Origin of the sequence: Candidatus Syntrophocurvum alkaliphilum (assembly GCF_009734445.1) — a bacterium.
Classification (GTDB): domain Bacteria; phylum Bacillota; class Syntrophomonadia; order Syntrophomonadales; family Syntrophomonadaceae; genus Syntrophocurvum; species Syntrophocurvum alkaliphilum.
This window is the reverse complement of the sequence record NZ_CP046457.1, coordinates 2,078,392-2,103,225: the sequence shown is the minus strand read 5'-3', so window position 1 is coordinate 2,103,225 and position 24,834 is coordinate 2,078,392. Positions and strand designations below refer to the sequence as shown.

Below are 24,834 nucleotides of genomic sequence, written 5' to 3'. Positions count from 1 at the left end.
AAAAAAGAAGAAGCTTTCGCTTCCTCTTTTAGCATTTGATTTGAACTTTAATTTTTTAACGGACTGTTGTAGGCACAACCATATCTATAATACCAATAACTAGTGCAGCTAATATTGCACCTAATATTGTTGCTGTTAAAAATTGTGGTATTATAAATTGTGCAAGGTAAATTACTACCGCTGCAGTAACAAAACCAACTACACCTCTATTACGAGGTGAAATTTCTTCACCAAGAATTGCTTCTACTGCATAACCTATAATCGCTATTACTGCCGCAGCTATTAAAGCTCCAATAAACCCATCTACTGCAAATCCTGGTACTAGCCAACCTACAGCCATTAAAACTATTGCTGCTACTACAAATCTAACTACTGCTCCTATCAATTAATAGCCCCTCCTTTTATAAAAAATTAAAATTCTTCATTTTCTTCTAATATGATTCGCTTATTACGAGATAATTATGCAAATACATTTTTCTAATAAACGTTTATAATAAATTAAACTACTGGGCAAAGTATTGTTATTAATATTTTTGCTTTTTAGCATATTATTAATAACTATAAAAGAAATTTATTTGAAAAAATTTTTAATATAATTAGGAGTACGATTTAGTGGGTGTTGATATAAATATTTTAACTGAATATATCAATAGCTTTGGTTTTTATGCACCAGCCATAGCTTTTATTCTATTCACATGCCAGGCTATTTTCCCAGTTTTTCCATTTATAATATTAGCAGCTACTGGTGGTATATTATTTGGTGCTAAAGTAGGATTTTTACTCGCTTGGTTAGGAGCATTATTGGGGGCATCAATTGCTTTCTGGTGTTGTAGGATGTGGGGCACAACAAAATATATAAAACTTCTTGAATCTCGTTATGGATATAACTTTCAAACTACTGATGCAAGTATTGCTTTTTTAACTGTAATACTTATAAGAGTTTTTCCAGTTGTACCAACACCTCTTATAAATATTGGTGCAGCATTAGGAGGTATGTCTTTTAAAAGTTTTTTCTTTTCTTCAGCTATCGGTAAGATTCCCACTGCATTTTTATATACTACACTAGGTTTATCCTTATTTAACACTCAGGATTTAAGATATGCTTTTACTATAATTGGAGCAATATTAGTTTTATTAGTTGTTGGTAAATATATTGTCAAAAAGAACACCTTAAGAAGTTTGACTAAATAATATTTTTTTGCAATTTCTTTTATTGTTTGTTGATTTTATTGTTTTATTTCCCGGGAAATAATTCTTTTTAAGATAAAAAAGTAGAAAAAAAGAAGAGCTAACGAGGTATTTAGCTCTTCTTTCATAATATATCGATGTTTTATAGCATAATTTGATATTTTCAGTGCAAAAATTTTGTTGTTAAGTAGTTAAAGCTCGTATGATAATTTTTATTTCTTAGTAAAAACTTAAGTTTTGGCGGAAGCGTGTGGGAATCGAACCCACCCACCACGGGATCGCCGCGGCGCAAACTGGATTTGAAGTCCAGGCGACCCACCAGGACCGATCCGCTTCCATTAGTATTAAAATTCATGCATAAAAGAGTATATAATCGTTTGCACTAAAAGTCAAATTTAATTCATAATTCCACTGCAAAAAGCTAAACTTGACTATGGAATACTACTTATAATACCTTAATAATCGTACTCTCGAACACACTAATGCTTTTTAAACAGCTTCAAGCTCCCATTTTCCACACCGATCTCCCCATCTTGCTAGAAGTTCACGGTTTTCATAAAACTGTACAACTTCACAAATATTCGAACATCCCTGGCATTCAAAACTAGTTGTTTTGAACTCTGTATCATATATCCCAAAGCCTTTAAAGCTTGTTTTTCCTTTTTTACTTATTGTTTCCTTCGCAAGTAAGGCAGCTCCCACAGCTCCCATTACTGCATAATGTGGTGGTATTATAATATCTGTTTCTAAATGCTTGCTGAAAGCTTGTGCTAATCCTTTATTAGCAGCTACTCCTCCTTGAAACACTATAGGTGATAGTATATCCTTGCCTTTACCAACATTGTTAAGGTAATTTCGCACTAATGCTTCACAAAGACCAGCAATAATATCTTCGATATTATAACCTAGCTGCTGTTTGTGAATCATATCAGATTCCGCAAATACTGCACATCTTCCTGCTATTCTTACTGGATTATTAGCTCTTAAAGCATAGTTTCCAAAATCCTCTATTGGAATACAAACCCTTACAGCCTGTTGATCCAAAAATGAACCTGTACCTGCTGCACATACTGTATTCATTGCAAAATCTGTAACTACACCATCTCGTAATATAATTATTTTAGAATCTTGTCCACCAATTTCAATAATTGTTTGTACTCCCTCAACAAAAGTTGATGCAGCTACTGCATGAGCAGTTATTTCATTTTTTACTATATCGGCTCCTAGCATCATAGCGATTAGGTACCTTGCACTACCTGTAGAACCTGCTCCTAAAATTTTAACCTTATCACCTATTTCCTGACCAATTATGTTTAAACCTTCTTGAACGGTTGTAATAGGTTTTCCGTTTGTACGTAAGTATTTTTCAACTAAAACTTGATTTTTTTCATCCAGCACAACAATATTTGTACTTACTGAACCAACATCTACACCTAAGTAACCTGTTTTCATATAGCTAACCTCTCAATCTTATTTCTAGTTTCACGCCGCTTTTCTAGTAAATCCACAAAGGCTTCTAATCTGGTTTGAACTCCTGTTTTTCCAGTTTGCTCGTCAATAAACAAGGTCAGTACAGGTATATCTTTATCCTTACTTACTTGAGGTAGTATGCCTTTCGCTACAATCTCTGGAATACATGCAAAAGGTGCTAGTTGAATAACACCATCATAACCATTTTCAGCATAAATTACGGTTTCTGCTATACTATTTACCCCATGTCCACCAATTGGTGCTTCATTCATATACGGCTTTGCTCTTTCATAAATATCACCTTCTAAATTTACAATTGTAGCATTTCTGGTATATCCACTTAAATAAATTGACCTGTCAGTTTCTACACCCATTTCTCCTAACATTATCTGTATGTAATGATTTGCAGCTGGTTCCAAAACAACATATATTTCACCAATAATTCCTATTTTTAATGGGCGTCTACTAGTATCCTTTTCTATATTATTTATTGCTTTTATACCTTCATTATTTGCATCCTTTATTTCCTGGAGAGTATTAGCTTCATCAATCATTTCTAAGGCTTTCCATAACACTCTGGTTGTTTCCCCTCGTTTTTTTTCATATGGTCTTACCTGATGTGAAAGCATTTCAATATCGTCTAAAACCTTAAGCTTTTCCCATGTTACCTTTAAAACATTTAACATTGCATTTAATGAGATTCCACCTGTTTTTCTAAGCCAATTTAGCTTTTTATAAAAATCGATTAAATCACATCTTGGTGGTTCTAACCCAACCATTTTTATCCCTGTATTTAACTCATCTAACAGGTATTGGTGCATAACCCAATAATAACCGGCTCGACATGGTCCCATTCCTCCAGAAGTTACAATTACTTCAACACCCTCTTCTGCAACCTCTAAATAAGTTCCAGTCAAAATTTTAAAAGGAATACAAGCAAATTCTGGTGAGTGTTTAACTCCTAAATCTAATGTTTTCTTGCTTGGCTCAGGGGGAACTATATAATCATGCCCCAAATGTTCCACTAGCCATTTTAATGCTATATAGGAATAACCCATACGTGGAAAGCTTACTTTCAATTTTTATCCCTCCGATATCTTATCATATCCAAAAATGCCTCTACCCTTGTTCTTACACCAGCTTCAGCACTATGCTCATCTATCATTACAGACATATATGGAATAGAACTTCGTTTGCGTGCTTCTATTTCCAGTAATCTATCTACCATTGAGTCTGGACCACACGCAAATGCTGTTACATGTATAATGCCATCAATGTCTCCTCTATGAATAAAATGTAATGTTCCATATATTACTCTATTAGAATAATACCAAAACATGCTTTTTGGAAGTGTTCTTATTTGTTTATTCATATCTGAATCATTCACCATATCTTGGGTTAATATTTTGACATTCTCATTTTTTAATATATTCAACAAACCAACATTTATATAGTTATCATAGATAGCATATGGATATCCAACTACAGCTATTTTAAGTTCTGGTTCAAATTTGTCCTTTTTATCAATTTTTTTTGCCTTTTTTTTGTTAGTAAAAACCTTATCCAAAGCCTGCTCTGGCAAGAATTCTTGATGAAGTAGTTCTTCATACTTTTTTTGTATTACAGAAGCCTTTTTACTAGCTTGTAAAATTTGGTTTGGTAAGTTACCCAAGATTTGTCCTACTTCATAGCATACCTTGTCTATTTGTTTTTTTGCTGAACCTAAATTAACCCGAACATCTATAATCTCAGGTACGTTTTCTATACCATATCTGATCATTTCAGGTAATCCAAGAAACTTAGGACAGAAGGTCTCTGTGCCAAAATCTCCAAATTTTCTTAAACTAACTAAGCGAGGACAAAATAAATAATCCACCTTATTAGCTAATTCAACAACATGACCATGATAAACTTTAATAGGTATGCAGGCATCATTAACAGCTACCTTAACTCCATCGTCAAGAATGCCTTTAGTAGTCGGAGTTGATAAAACAACTTCGTGTCCTAATTCATCAAAGAATATTTTCCAGAATGGATAGTAATTGAAGTACGCAAGTGTTCTTGGTATTCCTATTTTTGCCACCTTACAAATTCCCCTCTGTAATTGATTTGCAATATTTAATGCCTTGCTAAGCTTTAAGTAGTTTCTCAGCATAGTAAACACTATTTTTTGATTTTTTATATTTTTACCCTTACATCTCCCACTCTACGAGTAAAGCGTATTCTATCATAATACTCTATAAGAGGTAGGGCATATTTTCTACTTGTATTTAGCAAGTCCCTCGCTTGTGCTAAAGTAAGTTCATTTTCTTTTTCAAAATGATTTTTTAATATTTCTTTTCCTTTTTCAATAGCTTCTTTGGTAAAATACATACCTTCAGCTATTTTTAATAATTGTCCTTGATCTATCAAGTAATTTAACATTTCATTAAAATCTTGTTCTTTAATATTTAAGATTTCCCTAACTTTTTCAATTGAAGGCGGAGTAAATAGATTATCATTCATCCGCTTATATATTTGATTAATGATTTTTTGTTCCTTCTCATTAGGTTGTGGTATAAAATTTTTTAACATTATAAAATTATTTTTAACAATTATCCTATTGTTTTCTTCAAAATAATTCAATATTTTTGTAAATATTTTATTATTTATACCACTAAACAATCTACTCCTAATATCTTCTCTTGGGTATCCTTGTCTAAGTGGAAATTTTTCATGATACCCTTCTACCATATTCGTTATTTCTTTATTTATATCCTCTAAAATTGAAACTGCTATGAATTGTCCCGAATCTTGTCCAATTTGCACAACTTTTTCGTCATCTATTAACTGCTCTAACTCTATTTCTATTTCTTTTTCACTACTTCCTGTACTTTTAGCAAGTTCATTTACAGTTAATATTGTATGCTTTTTTGATTCTAGTTCTTGTAATACAATATCATAAAGGCTTCCTTCTTCTTTTAATGATAGCTCTTTTAATACATCTTCTCTAAACCTTTTTTGTTTAGGTGGATTTGAATCAATAATTGTACCACCACCAATTGTTGTAACAGGTGAATAATATCTGATTACAAACGGATCATTTTTAAAACAAACAATGGGCTTTTCCATCACTATCTGGGCATAACCTTCCTCACCTGGAGATATTTCATCTCTATCTAAAAGTACTATTCTTCCTAATGCTTCATCTGTACCTAGATGAAACCTAATCCTATTCCAGTTTTTTAATGATCTTTGACTTGAGCTTAATAATCTAAGCTTAGTATCTACTCTATAACTAGGGCTTAAATACCCTGAGCTAGCTAATAGGTATCCTCTTTTTATATCTGCAATGTCTACACCTTGCAAATTAACTGCTACCCTTTGACCTGCATATGCAATATCAACTTTATCGTTATGTACTTGTAATGTCCGTATTTTTACCTGTTTATTTATTGGCATTAGCTCCAACGTTTCCCCAACTTTAATTTTTCCAGACCAAAGTGTTCCTGTGACTACAGTTCCAAAACCAGAAACAGTAAATACCCTATCTACAGGTAATCTTGCATGACCAAATACTGGTCTTTCTTCAATTAGCTTAGAAATTTGTACTATTTCATTGAGAAGTTCACTTACCCCTTCTTTATTAACAGCGGAAACTGAAATAATTGGAGCTCCTTTAAGTATTGTTTTTTCGATATATTCCTTTACTTCTTCTTCCATCAGCATTAGCCATTCTTCATCAACTAAATCAGTTTTTGTTAATACTACTATGCCTTTATCAACACCTAATAATTCTATTATATCCATATGTTCTCTTGTTTGAGGCATAATTCCTTCGTCTGCTGCTATAGTAAATAGTACCATATCTATGCCAAATGCGCCTGCTAGCATATGTTTAATAAACCTTTCATGACCAGGCACATCAACAATTGCTGCTTTCTGTCCATCTGGTAAATCAAAAGGGGCAAAGCCTAACTCTATTGAAATTCCTCTTTGTTTTTCTTCCTTAAGTCTATCTGTTTCTATACCCGTTAAAGTTTTTACAAGAGTAGTTTTCCCATGATCAATATGTCCAGCTGTTCCGATAATAATTCTTTTCATAAATCATATTACTCCTTAACCTTGTAATGCTTTTGATATTGCTTCTGCTATTTCTTTTTCTTCATTCAGAATAGTTCTGGCACTCAATAGAAGCTTTCCATCTTGTCTTCGCGTAATAATGGCAGGTTCCCTCATTCTTAGTCTTTTAGCTATTTTTTCCAAGTGAATTTCTTTAAATTCTATTTCTACACCCCATCCTGTTAATTTATAAGTTGGATAGGCTCCCCCTCCTACCATATCTTCTAACTCTACTATGTTAATTTTAGCAATATATTGATTATTTCTAAGTCTTTTTTGAATTACTTCATATAAAGCTTCTGCCTTAAGTTTTAAATCATCCTCATTATAAGTCAACATTCTTAAAACCGGAATATTTTCCTGTGGTGTTTTTTTCAGATATTCTTTTAAAGTTGCTTCTAGCATTGCAATAGTTAATTTATCTACTCTTAATGCCCGAGTTAACTGATTTTTTTTCATTTTTTGAACTAACTCTTTTTTGCCTACAATAATCCCAGCCTGTGGCCCTCCTAATAGCTTATCTCCACTAAATGTTATAATATCTACACCTGCTTCTACGCACTCTTTTACGGTCGGCTCTTCTGCCAAACCCCAATTATCTAACTTATACATTATGCCACTTCCTAAATCCTGCATTACTGCTATTCCACTTTTTTTCCCTAAATCAACTAAGTCTTTAAGATCAACTTCTTCTGAAAAGCCAACAATTTTATAGTTTGATGTATGAGCCGTAAAAAATAGTGCTGTCTCTTCATTTACTGCATTATTAAAATCTGAAATATAGGTTTTATTTGTAGTTCCTACTTCAATTAAATTAGCACCACTTTGTCTCATCACATCAGGTATTCTAAATGCTCCGCCAACCTCTACTAATTGCCCCCTTGAAACAATTACTTCTTTATTTTTTGCTAATGTATTCAACCCTAATAAAACTGCCGCTGCATTGTTGTTAACAACAAGTGCAGCTTCAGCTCCAGTTAACTCAAGCAATAAATCCTCTACATGATCATATCTAGAACCTCTTTCCCCTGTTGTTAAGTCTAGTTCTAGATTATTATATCCAGTTGTTAATGCTACTAAATTTGTTATAGCTTCAGTATCTAAAGGTGCTCGTCCTAAATTAGTATGTAAGACAACACCAGTTGCATTTATTACTCTTTTTAAAGTCCCTTCCGCTTTTTCTCTAACTTTATTTGTTACCTTTAAAACAACTATGTTTGTTAATGCTTCTTTATCGTGTTGCGTTTCTGTTCTTTGTAATTCATTTCTTAGTTCATTAATCGATTCTCGTATCTTTTTTACAACAAATTCGCGATTGTAAGTTAAAAGTATCTGTTGTATTTCATCCTGCAATAGAACTTCATCTACTCCGGGAATATTTCTTAAATTTGACATTTCAAACCTCCTTGGTACTACTAATTAACTGCAATATATTATAGTATACTTTTTTTCCCATGTCTTTTAGAGTCTTATAAATTAGAGTAGCAAGTATTAATACTCCTATTATGCCAAACAAGGGATATATTTTACCAACTAGAAATGAAAAACTTTGCATTGAAATTGGTAAAGCTAATGTCATACATAATACTAGACAAAATTCATATTTTATGCCAGTAAAACTAGAAAACCTCTGAGAAAATCCGTATGCATTGGCTATTGCTGTTGTTAGTATACCGAGCAATAATACTACAGTATACAAGTTTTTAGCTGTAATAGATATATTTCCTGCTACATAGAGCATCGGAACCTCATAGTGCATTACCATTGGCATAAACTTGTATAAGGCTATAAAATTTAATAATACTAGTAAACCTAAAATTAGACCTCCTATAAAAACTCCTATAATTGAATTTTTTGCTGTAGACACTGATTGATATTCGGTTAAAACCACCATAGCTAATGAGAAATTATAAGCTACATATAAAATACTAGCTATTATCCAAAATTTAGCTTCCTGCGGAACTAAAAATGCCGTATATGAGCCATGTACAGGATTATCTACAAAAAAACCTACATACCCACTTATAAACAGAAGTAGGATTACTTTTAATGGTACTAATATATTATAAGATTGTATTAATCCTTTTTTTCCAGTAAACAGGAGGAATACGATCAAAGCATATGCAATTATAATTCCTAGATTTTTAGATAAGTATAAATGTTCATAGAATACCGCACCACTTGCTGAAAGCATCATACTTATACCTAAAAACAAAAAAATTGCTAATAAAAAATCTACTAATAATCCCATTCTTTTGCCTAAAATATACTCTAATATATTTTGATAACTATCTACCTTTAGCCTATGTGCTGTATATAAAAGCACAGCTCCAGCTACAGCAAATAAGGATCCTGCAATAATAACTCCATTAAGTCCAAAAACTCCATATGCTACAAAAAACTGCATTATTTCTTGTCCCGATGCAAAACCCGCACCTATCACGGCCCCTAAATAACCCATTATAAGCATTATTCTTTGGTTAATCTATCTCACCCCACCTCAATATAATGCCTTCTTAATAAATATTGAAAGTAATGAGATTTTACCGCATAAAAATTTTTCCAATGGTAAAACTATTTATTGTACTTTTAAAGGAAAGAGGGTTATCTATGAATATTCTTAAATCCCTAGCATCTACTGATAACAAGTATTCATACCACTATGATGATCCATTGTGTTTCTATAAAGTTCAAAATTCTATTTGCCAAATGATAGATGATTTGGATAAAAATTATTATCGGGAAATTGTATATGTATGTATTGGAACTGATAGAGCAACGGGAGACTGTTTAGGGCCATTGGTTGGAACGCGAATTGAAACTCTACTTCCTAAGGTTAGTGTTTTCGGAACACTAGAAAAACCGACTCATGCTTTAAATCTTAATGAGGTATTAGATGAGGTTAATAGTAAACATAATCAACCTTTAGTTATAGCCATAGATGCTAGTTTAGGTAGTAAAGAAAGAATTGGTTATATAAATATTAAAAAAGGAAGTTTAAAGCCAGGCACAGCACTAAATAAAACTTTGCCTGAAGTAGGTGACTGCAATATTTCTGGTGTTGTAAACGTAGGTGGGTTTTTAGAACAAATGGTATTACAAAATACTAGGCTTCACATAGTATATAAAATGGCAAATGTAATTTCTAGGGGGATTTTTTTAGCTCATAATCGAATTTATTCAGCTAATAATTAGCTTTATATAGCTCATTAATAACTGTTTGGTCCTCTACAGGAGTAAAATCTTCGTAAAACTGTCCCACAGCATAAAATCTTTCAGGCACATTTAATACAACTACTTCATTTGCAGATTCTTGCAAATGCAAATATGCTTCTTTTGCTGCTACCGGAACAGCTATAATGATGTTTTTTATATTTTGTCTCTTTAAATAGTTAACTGCTGCTTTGATGGTAAAACCTGTAGCTATACCATCATCAACAAGTAGTACTTTTTTTCCTTCTAAGTTTGCAGGTTTTTTACTATTTCTTAATTCATCTAATTGATTATTAATATAATTCTTAACTCTTTCTGCTAGTTCCTTTATGTCTGCTTTATCTATTTGCAAATAATCTTTAATTCTTTCATGTATTAGCACTTCCCCATCTGGAGCTACTGCCCCAACAGCATATTCAGGTAAATTAGGGGACCCAACTTTTTTCGCCATTATTATATCAAGAGGGCACGAATAAACCTCAGCAATAGCTCCCGCTGTTATTACTCCTCCTCTAGGAATTCCTAGTACAATATCAAACTCGATATCTCTTTTTTGTAGCTCTTTACTTAGTGCATATCCAGCCTCTCTGCGATTTTTAAACACTTATTCCCCTCACTAACCTTAATTTTTATTCTTTCCTTTTTTATCAGCTTTTTTTTCCTTGTTTTCACTTTCTTTATTTTCACTTACCATATTTTCACTTTCTTTATTTTCGCTTTCTTTATTTTTACTTAATTTATGCTCTGTAGATGAACTACTCATTTTAGAAGTTCCATCTAAATTTCCACCTTCATCAATGGTTATAATGCTACAAATTGCATCTCCCTTCATTGAGCCAGTCGAAGTTATTTCTAGTTTTCCTGCAGCATATAAATTTCCATCGATTGTACCTGATAGAGCTATATTTTCTGCTTTAACATCACCTTTAATTAACCCTTTTTCACCTATTAATAAATCGCCTTTAATATCAACTTCACCATCTACAACTCCATCAATACGAATAGAACCCTCAGAATATATTTTGCCTTTGATTTCTACACTATTTGATATTAAGCTATCAATATTTTGTGGATTTTGTGATTTGTTTTTTTTATCTTTTTTTAGCACTTTTTCATTCTCCTATTTAATAATTTTTATGGTAGATAAATTAATGGATCCTTAGGTTCATCCCACTTAAATATTGAAAAGTGTAAATGTGGACCCGTACTTCTACCTGTCGAACCCATTTTAGCTATTAGGTCTCCTTTTTCAACTTTGTCCCCCACATTTGTATGAAGTGACGAATTGTGTGCATACTTAGTTACAAAACCATATCCATGGTCAATTAAAACAGTATATCCATATGATGCCAACCAGCCTGAGTGAGTAACAACACCATCTCCTGCTGCTACTATATCTGTACCAGGTACATTTGCTATATCTATACCATTATGAAACTGCTTTGCAGATCCCCCAAATGGAGAGGTTCTCCAGCCAAAAGGTGACGAAATGTCTCCTTCAGCTGGCCAATAGTTAGGAATTGCTCTAAAATAATCTTCGTCATCCTTTACTGTAGCATAATATTGTTCAAGCTCTTTTTCTCTAAATGATAATTCTAATTTGATTCTTTCTATCTGTTCCAATTCATCTACTTCAAAGGATAATGTATTATCTTCTCTACCACCTTGTCCTCCTCTAGAAGCTGTTTCACTTTTTTCTCTTTCTTCTTCAAGTCCCATTAGCTTTCTTATTTCATCTTGTTTTTTGTCAATTCTATCTTTAATTTTATTTATTTCGTTTATTTCTTCACCTAAATGTTTTATAACCTCTTCTTTTTGTTGAGTTTCTTGTCTTAATGCATGAACCTGTTGTATTTCCTCTTGAGTATAGTAATATGCATATCCTAAAATAAAAAAGCATAACACAAAGAGTCCCAAAGCACCAAATGCCGTTGAAACTGTTCTTTTTGATACGCTTAATTTTTTAGGTTTTTTAGATGTATCTGGAATTACTATAAATGTTAGTCTCTCATCTTTATTTCGCTTTGATTTCTTGTCCTTCTTTTTAAAAAATCTCATTTTATACCTCATGTTTGATAATATATCATTAATATAGTTATTATATATTATTCTATAGAGTATTATTGACATATTCTAAGTCATAATAACAATAATTTTTTCTTTTGTAAATTTTCTTTTTAGGAGGAATATTATGAACAACCTATATTTCGATTGCTTTTCTGGTATTTCTGGGGATATGCTCATAGCTTCACTACTCGACTTAGGGGTAGAAATTGACTACATAAAAGATATGATTTCTTTATTAAATCTATCAGTTTCCGTTTCCTGTGATAAAAAAATTGTAAAAGGTATTTCTTCAACCAAGTTTTCAGTCAATAGTAGTAATAATGCACCTTTACGTCATCTACCAGATATAGAAGAAATTATTATGACTAGTAAATTAGAAGACGATATAAAAAGTCGTTCATTAGGTGTTTTTTATCAGCTTGCTGATGCAGAAGCAACTGTCCATGGTATTCCAAGGGAAAAAGTTCATTTTCATGAAATTGGTGCAGTTGATACAATTGTTGATATAGTTACATCCTTCTTATGTTTAAAATATTTGGACATCGATACTGTAATTTCTTCTCCTATCCCATGGAATAATGGTTATATAACCATCAGTCATGGAACTTATCCTTTGCCTGCTCCTGCTACAGCATTGCTACTCTCTGGTATTCCTTGTATTGGAACAAATGTTAATATGGAACTGGTTACACCCACTGGTGCAGCTCTAATCTCCTCTATAGCTAAATCTTTTGGTGTTTTTCCTACTTCCATACCCAAAGCAATTGGCTATGGCGCTGGAAGTAATGAACGTGGTGACTCTGTTCCTAATCTATTACGTGCTGTTTTACTTGAGCCCACAGATAACTTGTCACTACAAAATGAAACTGTAGCAGTTCTAGAAACTGAAGTTGATGACCTAAATCCCGAAATTTTCACTCATTTATATGACAAACTATTAATGGACGAGCAAGTTTTAGACTTATTCACCACACCAATTATAATGAAAAAAAATCGTCCCGGTGTTCTACTTACTATTATATCAAAACCTGAAAACATCAATAAACTTTCAAAGCTTTTAATCTCTGAAACTACTTCTCTTGGGGTCCGTTATCGCTTACAGCAACGGATGTGCACTATACGTGAAGAACAAAGTGTAACCACACCTTGGGGTTCCATTAAAATTAAAAAAGCATACTTGCCTTCAGGTGGTACCAGAATTAAACCAGAATTTGAGGATTGCCGCATGATTGCTCAGGATCATAACTTACCCTTAATAGAAGTTTATTCGAAAATTTATTCTTGGTTAGTACAGAATAGTTATCTATAATTACCCATGTTATAAAAATAGCTTAGTGATCAATATATATTTGATTGTGCTGCAAAAAGTAACTACAAAAAACTTAAGGCTAAGCAAACATTTTTATCTAAGTCCTTAAATAGCAAGGAGCTTTGTAAGTTAACTAGCATAGCCGAATGTACTATCAAAGCAAATCCGGCTGAGCAATGCGTTTAACGCATTGCCAACCGGCTTGTAGTAAAATCTTTGTTTTTTGGTTTTTTTGTCAATTAAAAGTTGATTCTCTTTACTTTTAAAATGTTATTAATGGTTTGATTATGCCATCTTCTTTAGTCTCCATTAATTTAAAAGCTGTTTCTAATTCGTCAAAGCTAAATTTGTGTGTTGTTAATGGAGTTGGATCTATTCTTTTGTTTACAATTAATCTCATTAAGTTGTTCATTCGCTCACTTCCACCAGGGCATAAACCTGTAGTAATAGTTTTACCAGCCATACCTACTCCCCAGTCTATTCGAGGAATGTTTACATACTCTCCTTCTCCGAAATAACCAACAACCGATATCGTTCCACCAGGACGAGTTACTTTGACACAGTTTTCAAATGTTACTTGTGCTCCTAAAGCTTCAATTGCAGTATCTACACCTCTTCCTTCAGTAAGGTCTAGAATTTGAGCAACTGAATCTTGTGATGAAAATGGATCTATTATTATATCTGCACCAAAATGTCTTGCCAATTCTTGACGTCTAGGAACAGATTCGACTGCAATAATTAGTCCTGCTCCTAAGAGTCGAGCTCCAGCAGTAGACATTAATCCAACTGGTCCTTGTGCGAAAACTGCAACAGTTCCACCTAGTGGAATATTTCCGTTTTCCGCCCCCATAAAACCAGTACTCATCATATCTGTTGCATACAATGCATGCTCATCACTAAGTTCATCAGGTATTAAAGCTAAGTTTGCTTTAGCATCATTAACTACAAAATAGTCTGCAAAGGTACCATCTTTAACATTAGCAAACTTCCAACCACCAAGAGCCTGGGTACATTGGGAAGTATGGCCTGTTTGGCAATTAAGACATTGGTAACATGGTGTAATAGCATTAATAGCAACTCTTTGACCAACTTCAAATCCTTCAACTGCAGATCCTAATTTTTCAATAACTCCAACAGCCTCATGACCAAGAGTTAAATTTGTTCTTTCACCAATTGCACCTGATAATGTGTGAATATCCGAACTACATACTAAAGCCGAAGTAGCTTTAACTAAAACATCTGTTGGACCTGGCTCAGGTACTGGCTTTTCCATAAATCCAACTTTTCCAATTTCATGCATAACAAATGCTTTCACTAAAATTCCTCCCTTAATAATTAATTGGTTAATTTATTGCTACTCATTGCTAAAAAAATGTTGTAATTTTAATTACTCATCCTATAACAGTTTTGGTAGACAAGTACTGTTTTATGCATGGACAATAATGCATATCACATATGTTATGAGTGGTTTTTTCCATTTATTGTTTAATTTTATATAATTGCAATAATGCACTTTTTGTTCTACTGCGAAAGTAATTTTTATGCAAAACCATTTAAAATTAAACGCTGAAAGACGCTGATTATTTTTATAATTATTCATATTTTATTCAAATAAGGCTTTTACAGATAAATCAACAACTTTTATGTTTTTTGCATAAAATGTATAAAATAAATAAGGAGTGTTTGTAATGTATGTTGAGTTTAACCAATCTGGTCACCAAGTTTACCTTCCTAAGTGGTTACCAACACTTGCTAAGCAGTTTGGCTCTGGTATGATGGACGAAAAGGAACTACTATACCTAGCAAGCACCATAATGCTAGCTAAATGGGAAAATGATAGTTATATTTGTGAAATAGGAACTTATATTGGTTTAACTTCTGTTTTTATGGCCAAAGTAGCAAGCAATTACAATATTCATACGACCGTATTAAGTATAGATCCATTTGAACGCTTTAACCCAGATGAAGTAAATCCTCAAGGTAACTTTAATAGTTACTTATATAACATAAAAATGCACAATCTAGAAGGTATGTGTATACCATTAGCCTGCTTCTCCAAGGATGCCGCCAGAGTTTTGTCTCCTACAATTTCTGTTTTAGTTATTGATGGCTCACATCACTATGATGATGTCTCAAAGGATTTGAATCTTTATATCCCCAAAGTAAAAAATGATGGATATATATTTATTGATGACTATGTTAGTTGGGCTTATCCTGGTGTTTGTAGAGCTGTAGATGAGTATTTTTCTAATAAATCCCATGCATTACTACACAAGAGCAACTATGTTATTTATCGAAAGCAGAAGTAGGTAATAATTCTTGCTTTTTGATAAGCATTCTAATTTTACTAGAAAATGAAGACTAAAGAGAAATAGTTATTGAATTCTTACAGACCCATTTATTTATATATATTCATATAACTTCACCTTTTGTCTGTCAGCTTAAGTCACGCCACTTGCTCAATGTTTTTTTGCACTAATTACCCATTCTTAAATTTTTATCTTCATAATTTGAAACAAAATATTTTTGTGCAAGTCTTAGACACCGTGACCTGTATTTGTTTATGTTGATTGCAAGTGAATAATTACCACGATTAGTTATCGACTTGAGCAAAATGTTTCACGTGAAACATTTTATTTTTGTTATCTTAAAGTAACTTTGTTAATCATTATGGTGTTTGTTGAAAAAACAAAATTTCCACAACAACACTGTTTGCAAATTAAGTAGTTAATTATAATTAAAACAACAGTGTAAATAATAAAAATCTATTTTATCTCACATATATAGTAACCGTTTTTGCTAAATATTGCTTTCCAATGCGTTCAACTCTTAATTCATGGTGTGTTCATTGTCCTAGTTCCATACGCAAGCACCTTTTTACATGCTTTGCGAAGCAAAGTAAAATCTAAATAGTCAGTGCAAGTCTTTAACGTCTGCGTAGTCTGTGTCTTTTCTCGTCTTCTTGTAAGCAACTCATTAGTTGTTGTTTTAGAAAATGTTTCACGCGAAACATTTAAATATTAATTTCTTAAAGCTCCTTGAATTAACAATCATAATGCTTGTTTCTAATGTCCTATTTGTAGAGCAAATAATGAGTAAGCACGCGAATAATCATTTCCTCTGTAATTTGTTTTTGCAAAAACATTGCCTCCCGATGTAAATCAACTCTTTTTTTGTGTCTTATTTGGCTTCAGTTTCAATTCATAAGTTCTAGCTTTCACATAAGGGATAAATGGATAATAATTATAAACAGTCTGTGTAAGTCTTTAATGTCTGTGTAGTCTGTGTCTATTTTCATCTTGTTATGAGTAAGTTCTTGGTTGTTAGCTTAGAAAATGTTTCACGTGAAACATTATACATCAGCTATTAATCTAAGTTTGACGACCTAAATTTTTATTAGTAAAATTAGTTTCAAAAACACAAACAATAGCTAATAAAAGAAAAGCTTTCAAATTATCTGCAAAAGAAGTAATACTGTCTTTAAATTGGCCATAACAACAAATATTCTAAAAACTCAGGGTGATTATTAGAGGGTCTTCCAGTTGAGAAAAACTATCTTTAAGCAAAGTAAAAGCACTATCTAAATTCAACAAAACATAGACCTCTCCTAAGATGTCTAAGTAATACATAATTTGCAGTTCGTAAGCAGGAAAAAAGCTTGTCCTTAAACCAAGATTGAAAAAGTGCATTTGGTCTAAAATAACCCTACATAAAATCACCTCATAAATTGAATTAAGGGGGCAATAACATGGATATAGGAAAAAGGTTATATGAAGAAGCAGTTAATCTTATTAATAAAAGGTATCCAACTGGTTATGGTGGTGCAGCTGCAATGTATACTAGTTCTGGCAAAATATTAACAAGTGTTGCCCCTGAAACAATTAATTCTTCTACGGAATTATGTATTGAAACCGGAGCAATTTTAGAGGCTCACAAACTTAATGAAAATATCACACATACCATTTGTGTTGTACGGGAAAATGAGCATTCTGATTTTATGATATTAACTCCATGTGGAATATGTCAGGAAAGGTTGTTTTACTGGGGTAGTAATGTAAAAGCAGCTGTTTCAAATGCTGATAATAGTATTACTTTCAAAACATTAGAAGAAATACAACCTCATTATTGGCGCAAGGTTTATAAAAAGTAAATTTTTCAATTGTTGTTTAGTGGCCAATTAAGAAGTAGTTAATGAGGAACCTACTTAAATTATTAGTTTATGCATCTAATTAAACTTTATAAATGTTTCACGTGAAACATTTAGTTTTTATTATCTTAAAAGTGCTTGATAAGCATTAATGTTATGATTCTACTGCAAAAAGTAAATATAAAAAAATTAAGGCTAAGCAATCTTGTTTGTCTAAGTCCTTAAGTAGCAAGGCGTGGTGCATAGATCACGGCTAAGTATAAATGAAATTTCATCTTAGATAATAAGTGCAAAGCTAAAATGGAGATAAAGACCCGAGAGTGACGTGATAAACATGTTTGCTTAGCCAATTCCATAGTCTAGCTTTATTTTTAGCAGTGAAACCAAATTTAAAAATACATAATTAAAAATTCTGTGTAAGTCTTTAATGTCTGTGTCTATTTAGTCTAGTTGTTGGTAAATGTTTTGTGTGTAACCGATTTGTTAGAATTGTTTCACGTGAAACATTTAAATAGTTTTGATTTGAATTGTTTTGGTAGGGTAAGCTTGGAACAGCTATAATTATGTTTGACAGTTGCCCCAAGCTAAAGTTAATACAGAAGGATTTAAGTTAAAGTTGTTATTATAGAATGGTTACTCCTCAATTCCAAAATAGTCCAAAAGCCTTTCTAGGTCTTCATCGCCGTAGAACGATATTTCTATTTTTCCACCATTCTTCTTCTTTTTCATCTCAACTTTTGTTCCTAATAATTCTTGAAGTTTTTCTTGCAACTCAACTAGCTCGGTATCCTTTTCTGTTTTGCTGTTTCTTTTATTTGATTTTACAGCTGATTCCGTCTCCCTTACTGATAATTTAAGTGAAACAATATCATTAGCTGCATTTAACTTCTCTTCATCAGATTCTAGTGATAATAATGCTCTTGCATGACCACTTGATAGCTTCCTGTTCTCAAGCATATCTAATATTTGACTTGGTAAGGATAAAATTCTTAATGTGTTTGCAATATGTGCTCTACTTTTACCTACTCGTTCAGCTAGCTCATCTTGTTTGAAATTATACTTGTCTATCATATTTTTATAAGCTAATGCTTCTTCAACTGCACTTAAGTCCTCTCTTTGTATATTCTCAATTAAGGATATTTCAGCAGCTTCTATATCATCAATCTCCCTAATTAAAACTGGAATATAATTTAATTCAGCAATTTCAGCTGCTCGCCACCTGCGTTCCCCTGCAATTATTTCATATTGTGTTCCCTTAGGACGAACCAAAACGGGCTGTAATAAACCATGCTCACGAATGGAATTTGCCAGTTCAAATAAAGAATCATCGTCAAAGTTTTTTCTTGGTTGGTCTAGCTTTGGTATGATTTCTCTTATGTCTAATTCTATAATTTGAGAATTATCAACCTCTCCATCATTAGAAAAAAGTGCTTCTAAACCTCTACCTAAACCTCTATCATTTTTCACTTCTATTAAGCACCTCCTCAGATAAATCCCAATAAACCTCTGCTCCCCTAGAACGTGAATCATAAGCCACAATTGGCTTTCCATGACTAGGAGCCTCACTAAGCCTAATATTACGGGGTATAATAGTTTTGTAAACTTCTTTGCGAAAATGCTTCTTAACTTCATCAACTACTTGAATAGATAGGTTTGTTCTGCCATCAAACATTGTAAAAACAATTCCTTCAATATTTAATGATCTATTAAGTTTTTTGCGAACTAATGCAATTGTATCCATAAGTTGACTCAAGCCTTCTAGAGCATAATATTCACACTGAAGAGGTATCATAACAGTATTAGCAGCAGTTAAAGCGTTTACAGTAAGAAGTCCCAATGATGGTGGACAGTCTATAAATATATAATCATATTTATTTTCTATTAATTCAATACTACGATCCAAAGCCTTTTCCCTGCGTTTAGTTCCTGTTAATTCTACTTCTGCACCTGCTAGTTGAATAGTAGAGGGTAATAGGTCTAAATTTTTAACTTTTGTTTTAATTATCGCTTTACTTGCAGTTTCTTCGCCAAGTAACACATCATACAAGCAAGCTTTAAGTTTTCTTCGATTTACACCTACACCACTAGTCGCATTGCCCTGGGGATCATTATCAATTAATAAAACTTTATGTCCTTTCATAGCAACACACGCAGACAAATTAATTGCAGTAGTAGTTTTACCAACTCCACCTTTTTGATTTGTAACAGCAATTATTTTTGCCATTTATAAATATCCACCTTTCAAAGCGCACTATAATTTAGTATTCTTTTGCAATGGCAATAAATCCTTCATGTAGAGCAAAATACACGTAATTTTATTTAATTATTTTAAATTAATTAATTTTGCAGATAATATTTGAAAGAGAATTCGGAACATTTGTTCTTTGCAAAACAATATAATTACTTAAAAACAAAAAATATAGATAGCTCTACATATAAAAAATGTAGTCTATCTATAAACTTAACTTATTTAAAATTCTTCGCTCATTTTTATTTGGCAACTGACCTAGAATTAATAGATTTTTTCTTAGGTATTTTAAGAATAATTTCATAATTTTCATCATTATCTCTTTCTGTCATACTTATATCAATACCAGTTTGTTTAGCTCTACTTACTGTTTCTTTTATAGTATTTAAAAAAATTCTAGCATCACGTATTATCATAGATACATTTTTACCTGTTTCCTTGTTATTTACTTCTGGATCTGGGGGAATATTATTATTTTTTAGTTTGTAAACTAACTCTTCAGTTTCTTTTACAGTTAAATCTTTTTCATAAATTTGTCTTAATACTTCCATTTGCATATCATTTGAGTTAAGTTTTAATAGTGCTCTGCAATGTCTTTCAGTAATTATGTCTGTTGTAATCAATGTTCTAACCTTATCTGGTAATCTTAAAAGTCTAAGCTTATTAGCAATTGCTGATTGACTTTTTCCAATTTTTTTAGCTAGATCATCTTGCTTTAAGCCAAAATCGTTAATTAATAAACTATAAGCACTCGCTTCTTCAAAGTAACTTAATTCTTTTCTTTGTAAATTCTCTATTAAAGAAATTGCAGCAGCCTTTTCATCATTAATATCTTGAATGATCGCAGGAATTTCATTCCGTTCAGCAATTTTACATGCACGAAGCCTTCTTTCCCCTGCAATAAGTTGATAGCCTTCATCAAGCTTCTTAACAATTATAGGTTGTATAACCCCATATTCCTTTATAGATTGCGCTAACTCAGTTAGTTCAGTTTCATTAAATACTCGCCTTGGTTGAAAAGGATTTTTTAGAATTTCATCAATCGGAATTGTTACTATTCTTCCCGTCATACTCTTACCAAAAATATTTTTTAACTGTTCTCTAACCATAATAACCCTCCTATAATGGCCGTTTTGCCGGAATACCAACACGACGGGGATACTTTAGAGAAGTTGGTTTGTTTTTTTTAACTTCAATAATAGCTCTATCCCTTTCTTCCATTAGATTATAAGTAAAAATATTATTTACTTCTGAACCCAACTCATCTAGCGCTGCCTTAGCCGTTTCTATTTCATTTCTATAATTTCTACCTTTCCACATAAAAACAGACCCAGTATTTTTAATGAGTGGTATAGAGTATTCCAACATAATATTCATTGATGCAACAGCTCTACTTGTACAAATATCAAAATTTTCACGAAAACTATTATCCCTACCTACTATCTCTACTCTCTCTCTTATTACATTTACATTTTTTAAATTCAGTTCATCAATCACCAATTTTAAGAAATTAGATTTCTTAAAATCAGATTCAACTAATGTGAAATTTGTTTTTGCAGATAAAATTGCTAAAACTAACCCCGGAAAACCTGCACCTGTTCCTATATCTATAACCAATAAATTTTCTATACTCTTGTAATTCAGTAACTTCTTACAGTCTAATATATGGTTATCTATATCTGTTTCTACTGTTTTTCTACTTACTAAATTATGTTTCCTATTTTCAAACAAAACTAATTCTTTAAATCTATTTACATTATATTCCATATTTAATTCTTATTTCCTTCTTTTTTTCTCTAAAAAAATTAAAAGTACATTTATATCTGCAGGGTTAACCCCTGAAAGTCTTGAAGCCTGGCCTAATGAATGAGGTTTTATTTCTTTTAACTTTTGTAGTGCTTCGTTTGATAATCCAGAAACCTCGTCATAATTAATATCATAAGGGATTTTTCGACTTTCCATTTTTTCAAATCTTTTTACCTGTTCTAATTGTTTATTAATATAACCTTCATACTTTGCTTGAACCTCTAATTGTTCTAAAATATCGTAATTATCTACATCAATTAAACCCATTTCCTTAAAATCTTCTATCTCTATTTCAGGTCTCCGCATTAGTTCCCAAAGTGAAATTCTATCTCTTAATAATGCACTTTCTTTCCTCTCTAAAAACTCTGCCATCTCTTTATCTGTAGGTGTAAAAGTCTTTTCTTTTAAGTTTTTCATTTCAAACTCAATAATATTTTTTTTATCATTAAATAAACGCCATCGTTCATCATCTACAAGTCCAATTTCTCGACCTTTTTCTGTAAGTCTTAAGTCAGCATTGTCTTGCCTTAATAGTAGCCTATATTCTGCACGAGAAGTTAATAATCTATATGGATCATCAATATCCTTAGTAATTAAATCATCAATTAAAACCCCTATATATGCTTCACTTCTTTTCAGCATAAATGGCTCTTCACCTTTAATTCTTAATGCAGCATTTATTCCAGCAATAAGTCCCTGTGCCCCTGCTTCTTCGTACCCTGAAGTTCCATTTATTTGACCTGCAGTAAATAAATTATCCACTTGCTTAGTTTCTAAAGAAGGTTTTAGTTGTGTAGGGATTACATAATCATATTCTATGGCATAACCTGTTCGCATTATATGAACATTTTCTAAACCAGGAATACTTTTTAATACCCTTATCTGAACATCCTCAGGCAAACTTGTATTAAGACCTTGAACATACATTTCATCTGTCGCTCTTCCTTCAGGTTCAACAAACAATTGATGTGAATCTTTATGTGAAAAACGTACTACCTTATCTTCAAATGAGGGGCAATATCTTGGACCTCGTCCTTTAATTATTCCTGTATACATAGGTGCTCTATCTAAATTATCCATTACTATCTGATGAGTATCTGGTGTACTGTGAGTTAACCAACAAGACAATTGAGGTCTATCATAATATGGACTAACAAAAGAAAACTTTAATGGTTTTTCATCTCCAGGTTGTTCAATCATTTTAGAAAAATCTACACTTTTTTTGTCTATTCTAGGAGGAGTACCAGTCTTAAACCTACCTAATTCTATTCCCATATTAGTTAAGCTTTCAGAAAGTTTTACTGCTGGAAATTGATTAGATGGCCCACTATCAAACGCTATATCTCCTACAATTATTCTTCCTTTTAAAAAAGTACCTGAAGTTATAACTACTGCTTTGCACTGAAAACGAGCACCTGTTTTCGTAACTATAGATTTAACCTTATAGTTTTCTAATTCAATATCCTCAACTTCTGCCATTAATATCTTTAAATTTCGTTCATCTAATAATGTTTTATACATTTCTTTATGATACTCATATTTGTCAGCCTGAGCTCGTAAGGCCTGTACTGCAGGTCCTTTTCCTGTATTTATGGTTCTTACCTGAATATTTGCTTTATCGATATTTATAGCCATTTCTCCACCTAAAGCATCAATTTCTTTTACAAGTTGAGCTTTTGCAGGTCCACCTATAGAAGGGTTACATGGCATATTGGCAATACTTTCCATACTTAGTGTAACTAATAATGTACTACAACCCATACGTGCAGATGCTAAAGCCGCTTCGCTACCAGCATGTCCTGCACCTATAATTATTACATCAAATTTTCCTGCTTCATATATCATAGCTAGTCTAGCCTCCTACTTACCAATACAAAAGTCTCTAAAAATTCGATCTATTACATCTTCCTTTAAAGACTTACCAGTTATTTCACCTAGTGAATCTAAAGCTCCCCATACATCCACTCCTAAACAATCAAGAGAAACTTCATTTACAGTATATTTTATATTAGAAATATATTCTTGTGCTTTAATAAGTGAATTTTTTTGCCTCAAATTTATCATTAATTCCAAATCATCACTATTTAAACTATCGCCAAGTATCATTTCTTCTATTGTTGATTCAAGTTCATCCAAACCAATGTCTTCTTTTACAGAGCCTCTGATTATTTTTAAATCTTTAAATAATTTTGCTATTTCATTTTCAGTAATATTTCTCTTTTCTAAGTCTTCTTTATTAACTAAAATAATTGTATTTTTGTCCTTTATTAAATTATAAATTTCTAAATCCTCATCTGTTATACCAGTTTCAAAATCAAGTATAAATAACACTAAATCTGATTCATCAATAACCTCTTTTGATTTCTTTACTCCTATTTCTTCAACTACATCGTGAGTTTCCCTAATTCCTGCAGTATCAACAAGTTTTACCGGTATACCTCTAACATTAATATATTCCTCTAAAACATCTCTTGTAGTACCAGGTATACTTGTTACTATAGCTCTTTCTTTTCTAATAAGCGCATTTAGTAAACTAGATTTTCCTACATTTGGTTTTCCACTAATAGCAACACTAATACCATCACGATATATTTGACTTCTCTCACTAGCATTAATAAGTTTATTTAGAGTAAAATCTACACTTTCTAATATCTGATTAACCTCATTATAGTCTAACCCACCTACTTCATCAGGAAAATCTATACTTGCTTCAACCATAGCATTTAATCTAATTAATTCATCTTCTATTTTATTTATATACTGACTAGTCTTACCTTCTAATTGTTTAACAGCCAAGTTTAAACTTTTCGAAGTTTTAGACCTTATAATCTCAATAATACCTTCTGCTTGACTTATATCCAAACGACCATTTAGAAATGCTCTTTTAGTAAATTCTCCTGGCTCTGATAGACGAATATTTTTTTCAGATTTTAATATCCTTTCAATACATCTTCTTGCAGGCATATTACCACCATGACAATTAATCTCTACCATATCCTCTGCTGTATAACTTTTTGGTGATCTCATAATACTTACTAAAACTTCGTCAATTTTTTCGCCGTTTTCATCTAATATCCATCCATAAGTTAAAGTATAACCATTTTTATTCTTTAAACTGACCCCTTTTTTATAAGGTAAAAACATATTATCTATACTTTCTATAACACCATCACCACTTAACCTTATAATGGCAATGCCTCCTTCACCAGGTGGTGTTGAAATAGCAACTATTCTATCTTCAATCATAATTATCTACTCCAGTTTTTTTATTTTAAGTATTTACAA

General features: G+C 32.0%; 22 protein-coding genes and 1 tRNA gene. 5 read left to right on the top strand and 18 right to left on the bottom strand.

Annotated features, from left to right (window positions below; all coding sequences use genetic code 11):
- Window positions 1-55: 55 nt before the first annotated feature.
- Entirely contained in the window at window positions 56-385 is a 330-nt protein-coding gene (locus tag SYNTR_RS10135) for a phage holin family protein (RefSeq protein WP_156204396.1), read from the bottom strand.
- A gap of 227 nt (window positions 386-612) precedes the next feature.
- Here SYNTR_RS10135 and SYNTR_RS10130 point away from each other — a divergent pair, with 227 nt between their 5' ends.
- On the top strand, window positions 613-1,191 hold the full coding sequence (locus tag SYNTR_RS10130) for a TVP38/TMEM64 family protein (protein WP_156204395.1): 579 nt from the start codon (window positions 613-615) through the stop codon (window positions 1,189-1,191).
- A 235-nt stretch (window positions 1,192-1,426) separates the two neighbouring features.
- Here SYNTR_RS10130 and SYNTR_RS10125 read toward each other — a convergent pair.
- The 7 genes from SYNTR_RS10125 to SYNTR_RS10095 form a co-directional block, all read right to left on the bottom strand.
- Window positions 1,427-1,525: transfer RNA gene (locus tag SYNTR_RS10125), tRNA-Sec, on the bottom strand.
- Between the two features lie 152 nt (window positions 1,526-1,677).
- Complete coding sequence (locus tag SYNTR_RS10120; protein WP_156204394.1) at window positions 1,678-2,640, bottom strand: acyl-CoA dehydratase activase; 963 nt, start codon at window positions 2,638-2,640, stop codon at window positions 1,678-1,680.
- The gene (locus SYNTR_RS10115) at window positions 2,637-3,737 is read right to left on the bottom strand and encodes a DUF1542 domain-containing protein (protein WP_156204393.1); all 1,101 of its coding nucleotides are present in this window, start codon (window positions 3,735-3,737) and stop codon (window positions 2,637-2,639) included. Before SYNTR_RS10115 ends, SYNTR_RS10120 begins: the two co-directional genes overlap by 4 nt.
- Complete coding sequence (locus SYNTR_RS10110; protein WP_156204392.1) at window positions 3,734-4,741, bottom strand: acyl-CoA dehydratase activase-related protein; 1,008 nt, start codon at window positions 4,739-4,741, stop codon at window positions 3,734-3,736. Before SYNTR_RS10110 ends, SYNTR_RS10115 begins: the two co-directional genes overlap by 4 nt.
- Before the next feature lie 95 nt (window positions 4,742-4,836).
- The gene (gene selB, locus SYNTR_RS10105; protein WP_156204391.1) at window positions 4,837-6,741 is read right to left on the bottom strand and encodes a selenocysteine-specific translation elongation factor; all 1,905 of its coding nucleotides are present in this window, start codon (window positions 6,739-6,741) and stop codon (window positions 4,837-4,839) included.
- A 15-nt stretch (window positions 6,742-6,756) separates the two neighbouring features.
- Window positions 6,757-8,154: an L-seryl-tRNA(Sec) selenium transferase gene (gene selA / locus SYNTR_RS10100; RefSeq protein ID WP_156204390.1), complete on the bottom strand. Its 1,398-nt coding sequence runs from the start codon at window positions 8,152-8,154 to the stop codon at window positions 6,757-6,759.
- A 1-nt stretch (window position 8,155) separates the two neighbouring features.
- A complete protein-coding gene (locus tag SYNTR_RS10095) occupies window positions 8,156-9,220 on the bottom strand; it encodes a YkvI family membrane protein (RefSeq protein ID WP_156204389.1) in 1,065 nt (354 codons plus the stop codon).
- A 149-nt stretch (window positions 9,221-9,369) separates the two neighbouring features.
- Between SYNTR_RS10095 and yyaC the strand changes: the two genes are divergently transcribed.
- The gene (yyaC, locus tag SYNTR_RS10090; protein WP_156204388.1) at window positions 9,370-9,954 is read left to right on the top strand and encodes a spore protease YyaC; all 585 of its coding nucleotides are present in this window, start codon (window positions 9,370-9,372) and stop codon (window positions 9,952-9,954) included.
- Here yyaC and SYNTR_RS10085 read toward each other — a convergent pair.
- Genes SYNTR_RS10085 through SYNTR_RS10075 form a run of 3 tightly spaced genes read right to left on the bottom strand, consistent with a single transcriptional unit; the run spans window position 9,944 to window position 12,030 of the window.
- Window positions 9,944-10,576, bottom strand: coding sequence for a phosphoribosyltransferase (locus SYNTR_RS10085; RefSeq protein WP_156204387.1), 633 nt, complete (start codon window positions 10,574-10,576; stop codon window positions 9,944-9,946). The two genes, yyaC and SYNTR_RS10085, sit on opposite strands and share 11 nt — an antisense overlap.
- An 18-nt stretch (window positions 10,577-10,594) precedes the next feature.
- Window positions 10,595-11,080, bottom strand: a complete 486-nt coding sequence (locus SYNTR_RS10080; protein WP_197079106.1) for a bactofilin family protein — start codon at window positions 11,078-11,080, stop codon at window positions 10,595-10,597.
- A gap of 26 nt (window positions 11,081-11,106) precedes the next feature.
- Entirely contained in the window at window positions 11,107-12,030 is a 924-nt protein-coding gene (locus SYNTR_RS10075; RefSeq protein WP_197079105.1) for a M23 family metallopeptidase, read from the bottom strand.
- 133 nt (window positions 12,031-12,163) lie between these two features.
- On the opposite strand from SYNTR_RS10075, the gene larC reads away from it, so the two are divergent.
- Entirely contained in the window at window positions 12,164-13,348 is a 1,185-nt protein-coding gene (gene larC, locus SYNTR_RS10070; RefSeq protein WP_156204385.1) for a nickel pincer cofactor biosynthesis protein LarC, read from the top strand.
- 262 nt (window positions 13,349-13,610) lie between these two features.
- Here the strand turns inward: larC and SYNTR_RS10065 are convergent, their stop codons facing one another.
- Window positions 13,611-14,663, bottom strand: a complete 1,053-nt coding sequence (locus SYNTR_RS10065) for an NAD(P)-dependent alcohol dehydrogenase (RefSeq protein ID WP_156204384.1) — start codon at window positions 14,661-14,663, stop codon at window positions 13,611-13,613.
- 373 nt (window positions 14,664-15,036) lie between these two features.
- On the opposite strand from SYNTR_RS10065, the gene SYNTR_RS10060 reads away from it, so the two are divergent.
- Together SYNTR_RS10060 and SYNTR_RS10055 are read left to right on the top strand one after the other, a co-directional pair.
- Entirely contained in the window at window positions 15,037-15,657 is a 621-nt protein-coding gene (locus SYNTR_RS10060) for a class I SAM-dependent methyltransferase (protein WP_156204383.1), read from the top strand.
- A 1,439-nt stretch (window positions 15,658-17,096) separates the two neighbouring features.
- Entirely contained in the window at window positions 17,097-17,498 is a 402-nt protein-coding gene (locus SYNTR_RS10055) for a cytidine deaminase (protein ID WP_156204382.1), read from the top strand.
- Between the two features lie 630 nt (window positions 17,499-18,128).
- Here SYNTR_RS10055 and SYNTR_RS10050 read toward each other — a convergent pair.
- The 6 genes from SYNTR_RS10050 to mnmE form a co-directional block, all read right to left on the bottom strand.
- Window positions 18,129-18,962, bottom strand: coding sequence for a ParB/RepB/Spo0J family partition protein (locus SYNTR_RS10050; protein ID WP_243140187.1), 834 nt, complete (start codon window positions 18,960-18,962; stop codon window positions 18,129-18,131).
- The gene (locus SYNTR_RS10045) at window positions 18,952-19,719 is read right to left on the bottom strand and encodes a ParA family protein (protein WP_156204381.1); all 768 of its coding nucleotides are present in this window, start codon (window positions 19,717-19,719) and stop codon (window positions 18,952-18,954) included. The genes SYNTR_RS10050 and SYNTR_RS10045 overlap by 11 nt, the downstream gene beginning before the upstream one ends.
- A gap of 266 nt (window positions 19,720-19,985) precedes the next feature.
- The gene (gene noc, locus SYNTR_RS10040; RefSeq protein WP_156204380.1) at window positions 19,986-20,852 is read right to left on the bottom strand and encodes a nucleoid occlusion protein; all 867 of its coding nucleotides are present in this window, start codon (window positions 20,850-20,852) and stop codon (window positions 19,986-19,988) included.
- A 10-nt stretch (window positions 20,853-20,862) separates the two neighbouring features.
- Window positions 20,863-21,510 carry a 16S rRNA (guanine(527)-N(7))-methyltransferase RsmG gene (gene rsmG, locus SYNTR_RS10035; protein WP_156204379.1) on the bottom strand — a complete coding sequence of 216 codons (648 nt, stop codon included), beginning with the start codon at window positions 21,508-21,510 and terminating at the stop codon, window positions 20,863-20,865.
- Between the two features lie 9 nt (window positions 21,511-21,519).
- Entirely contained in the window at window positions 21,520-23,394 is a 1,875-nt protein-coding gene (mnmG, locus tag SYNTR_RS10030) for a tRNA uridine-5-carboxymethylaminomethyl(34) synthesis enzyme MnmG (protein ID WP_156204378.1), read from the bottom strand.
- 15 nt (window positions 23,395-23,409) lie between these two features.
- A complete protein-coding gene (mnmE, locus tag SYNTR_RS10025) occupies window positions 23,410-24,795 on the bottom strand; it encodes a tRNA uridine-5-carboxymethylaminomethyl(34) synthesis GTPase MnmE (RefSeq protein ID WP_156204377.1) in 1,386 nt (461 codons plus the stop codon).
- Between the last annotated feature and the right edge of the window lie 39 nt (window positions 24,796-24,834).

Excerpts from the sequence above, each read along its gene's own strand:
- SYNTR_RS10045 (WP_156204381.1), bottom strand. The coding sequence starts at position 19,719 with ATGGCAAAAATAATTGCTGTTACAAATCAAAAAGGTGGAGTTGGTAAA.
- rsmG (WP_156204379.1), bottom strand. The coding sequence starts at position 21,510 with ATGGAATATAATGTAAATAGATTTAAAGAATTAGTTTTGTTTGAAAAT.
- SYNTR_RS10120 (WP_156204394.1), bottom strand. The coding sequence starts at position 2,640 with ATGAAAACAGGTTACTTAGGTGTAGATGTTGGTTCAGTAAGTACAAAT.
- selB (WP_156204391.1), bottom strand. The coding sequence starts at position 6,741 with ATGAAAAGAATTATTATCGGAACAGCTGGACATATTGATCATGGGAAA.
- SYNTR_RS10095 (WP_156204389.1), bottom strand. The coding sequence starts at position 9,220 with ATGGGTTATTTAGGGGCCGTGATAGGTGCGGGTTTTGCATCGGGACAA.
- SYNTR_RS10075 (WP_197079105.1), bottom strand. The coding sequence starts at position 12,030 with ATGAGATTTTTTAAAAAGAAGGACAAGAAATCAAAGCGAAATAAAGAT.
- yyaC (WP_156204388.1), top strand. The coding sequence starts at position 9,370 with ATGAATATTCTTAAATCCCTAGCATCTACTGATAACAAGTATTCATAC.
- SYNTR_RS10055 (WP_156204382.1), top strand. The coding sequence starts at position 17,097 with ATGGATATAGGAAAAAGGTTATATGAAGAAGCAGTTAATCTTATTAAT.
- mnmE (WP_156204377.1), bottom strand. The coding sequence starts at position 24,795 with ATGATTGAAGATAGAATAGTTGCTATTTCAACACCACCTGGTGAAGGA.
- noc (WP_156204380.1), bottom strand. The coding sequence starts at position 20,852 with ATGGTTAGAGAACAGTTAAAAAATATTTTTGGTAAGAGTATGACGGGA.
- selA (WP_156204390.1), bottom strand. The coding sequence starts at position 8,154 with ATGTCAAATTTAAGAAATATTCCCGGAGTAGATGAAGTTCTATTGCAG.
- larC (WP_156204385.1), top strand. The coding sequence starts at position 12,164 with ATGAACAACCTATATTTCGATTGCTTTTCTGGTATTTCTGGGGATATG.
- mnmG (WP_156204378.1), bottom strand. The coding sequence starts at position 23,394 with ATGATATATGAAGCAGGAAAATTTGATGTAATAATTATAGGTGCAGGA.
- SYNTR_RS10060 (WP_156204383.1), top strand. The coding sequence starts at position 15,037 with ATGTATGTTGAGTTTAACCAATCTGGTCACCAAGTTTACCTTCCTAAG.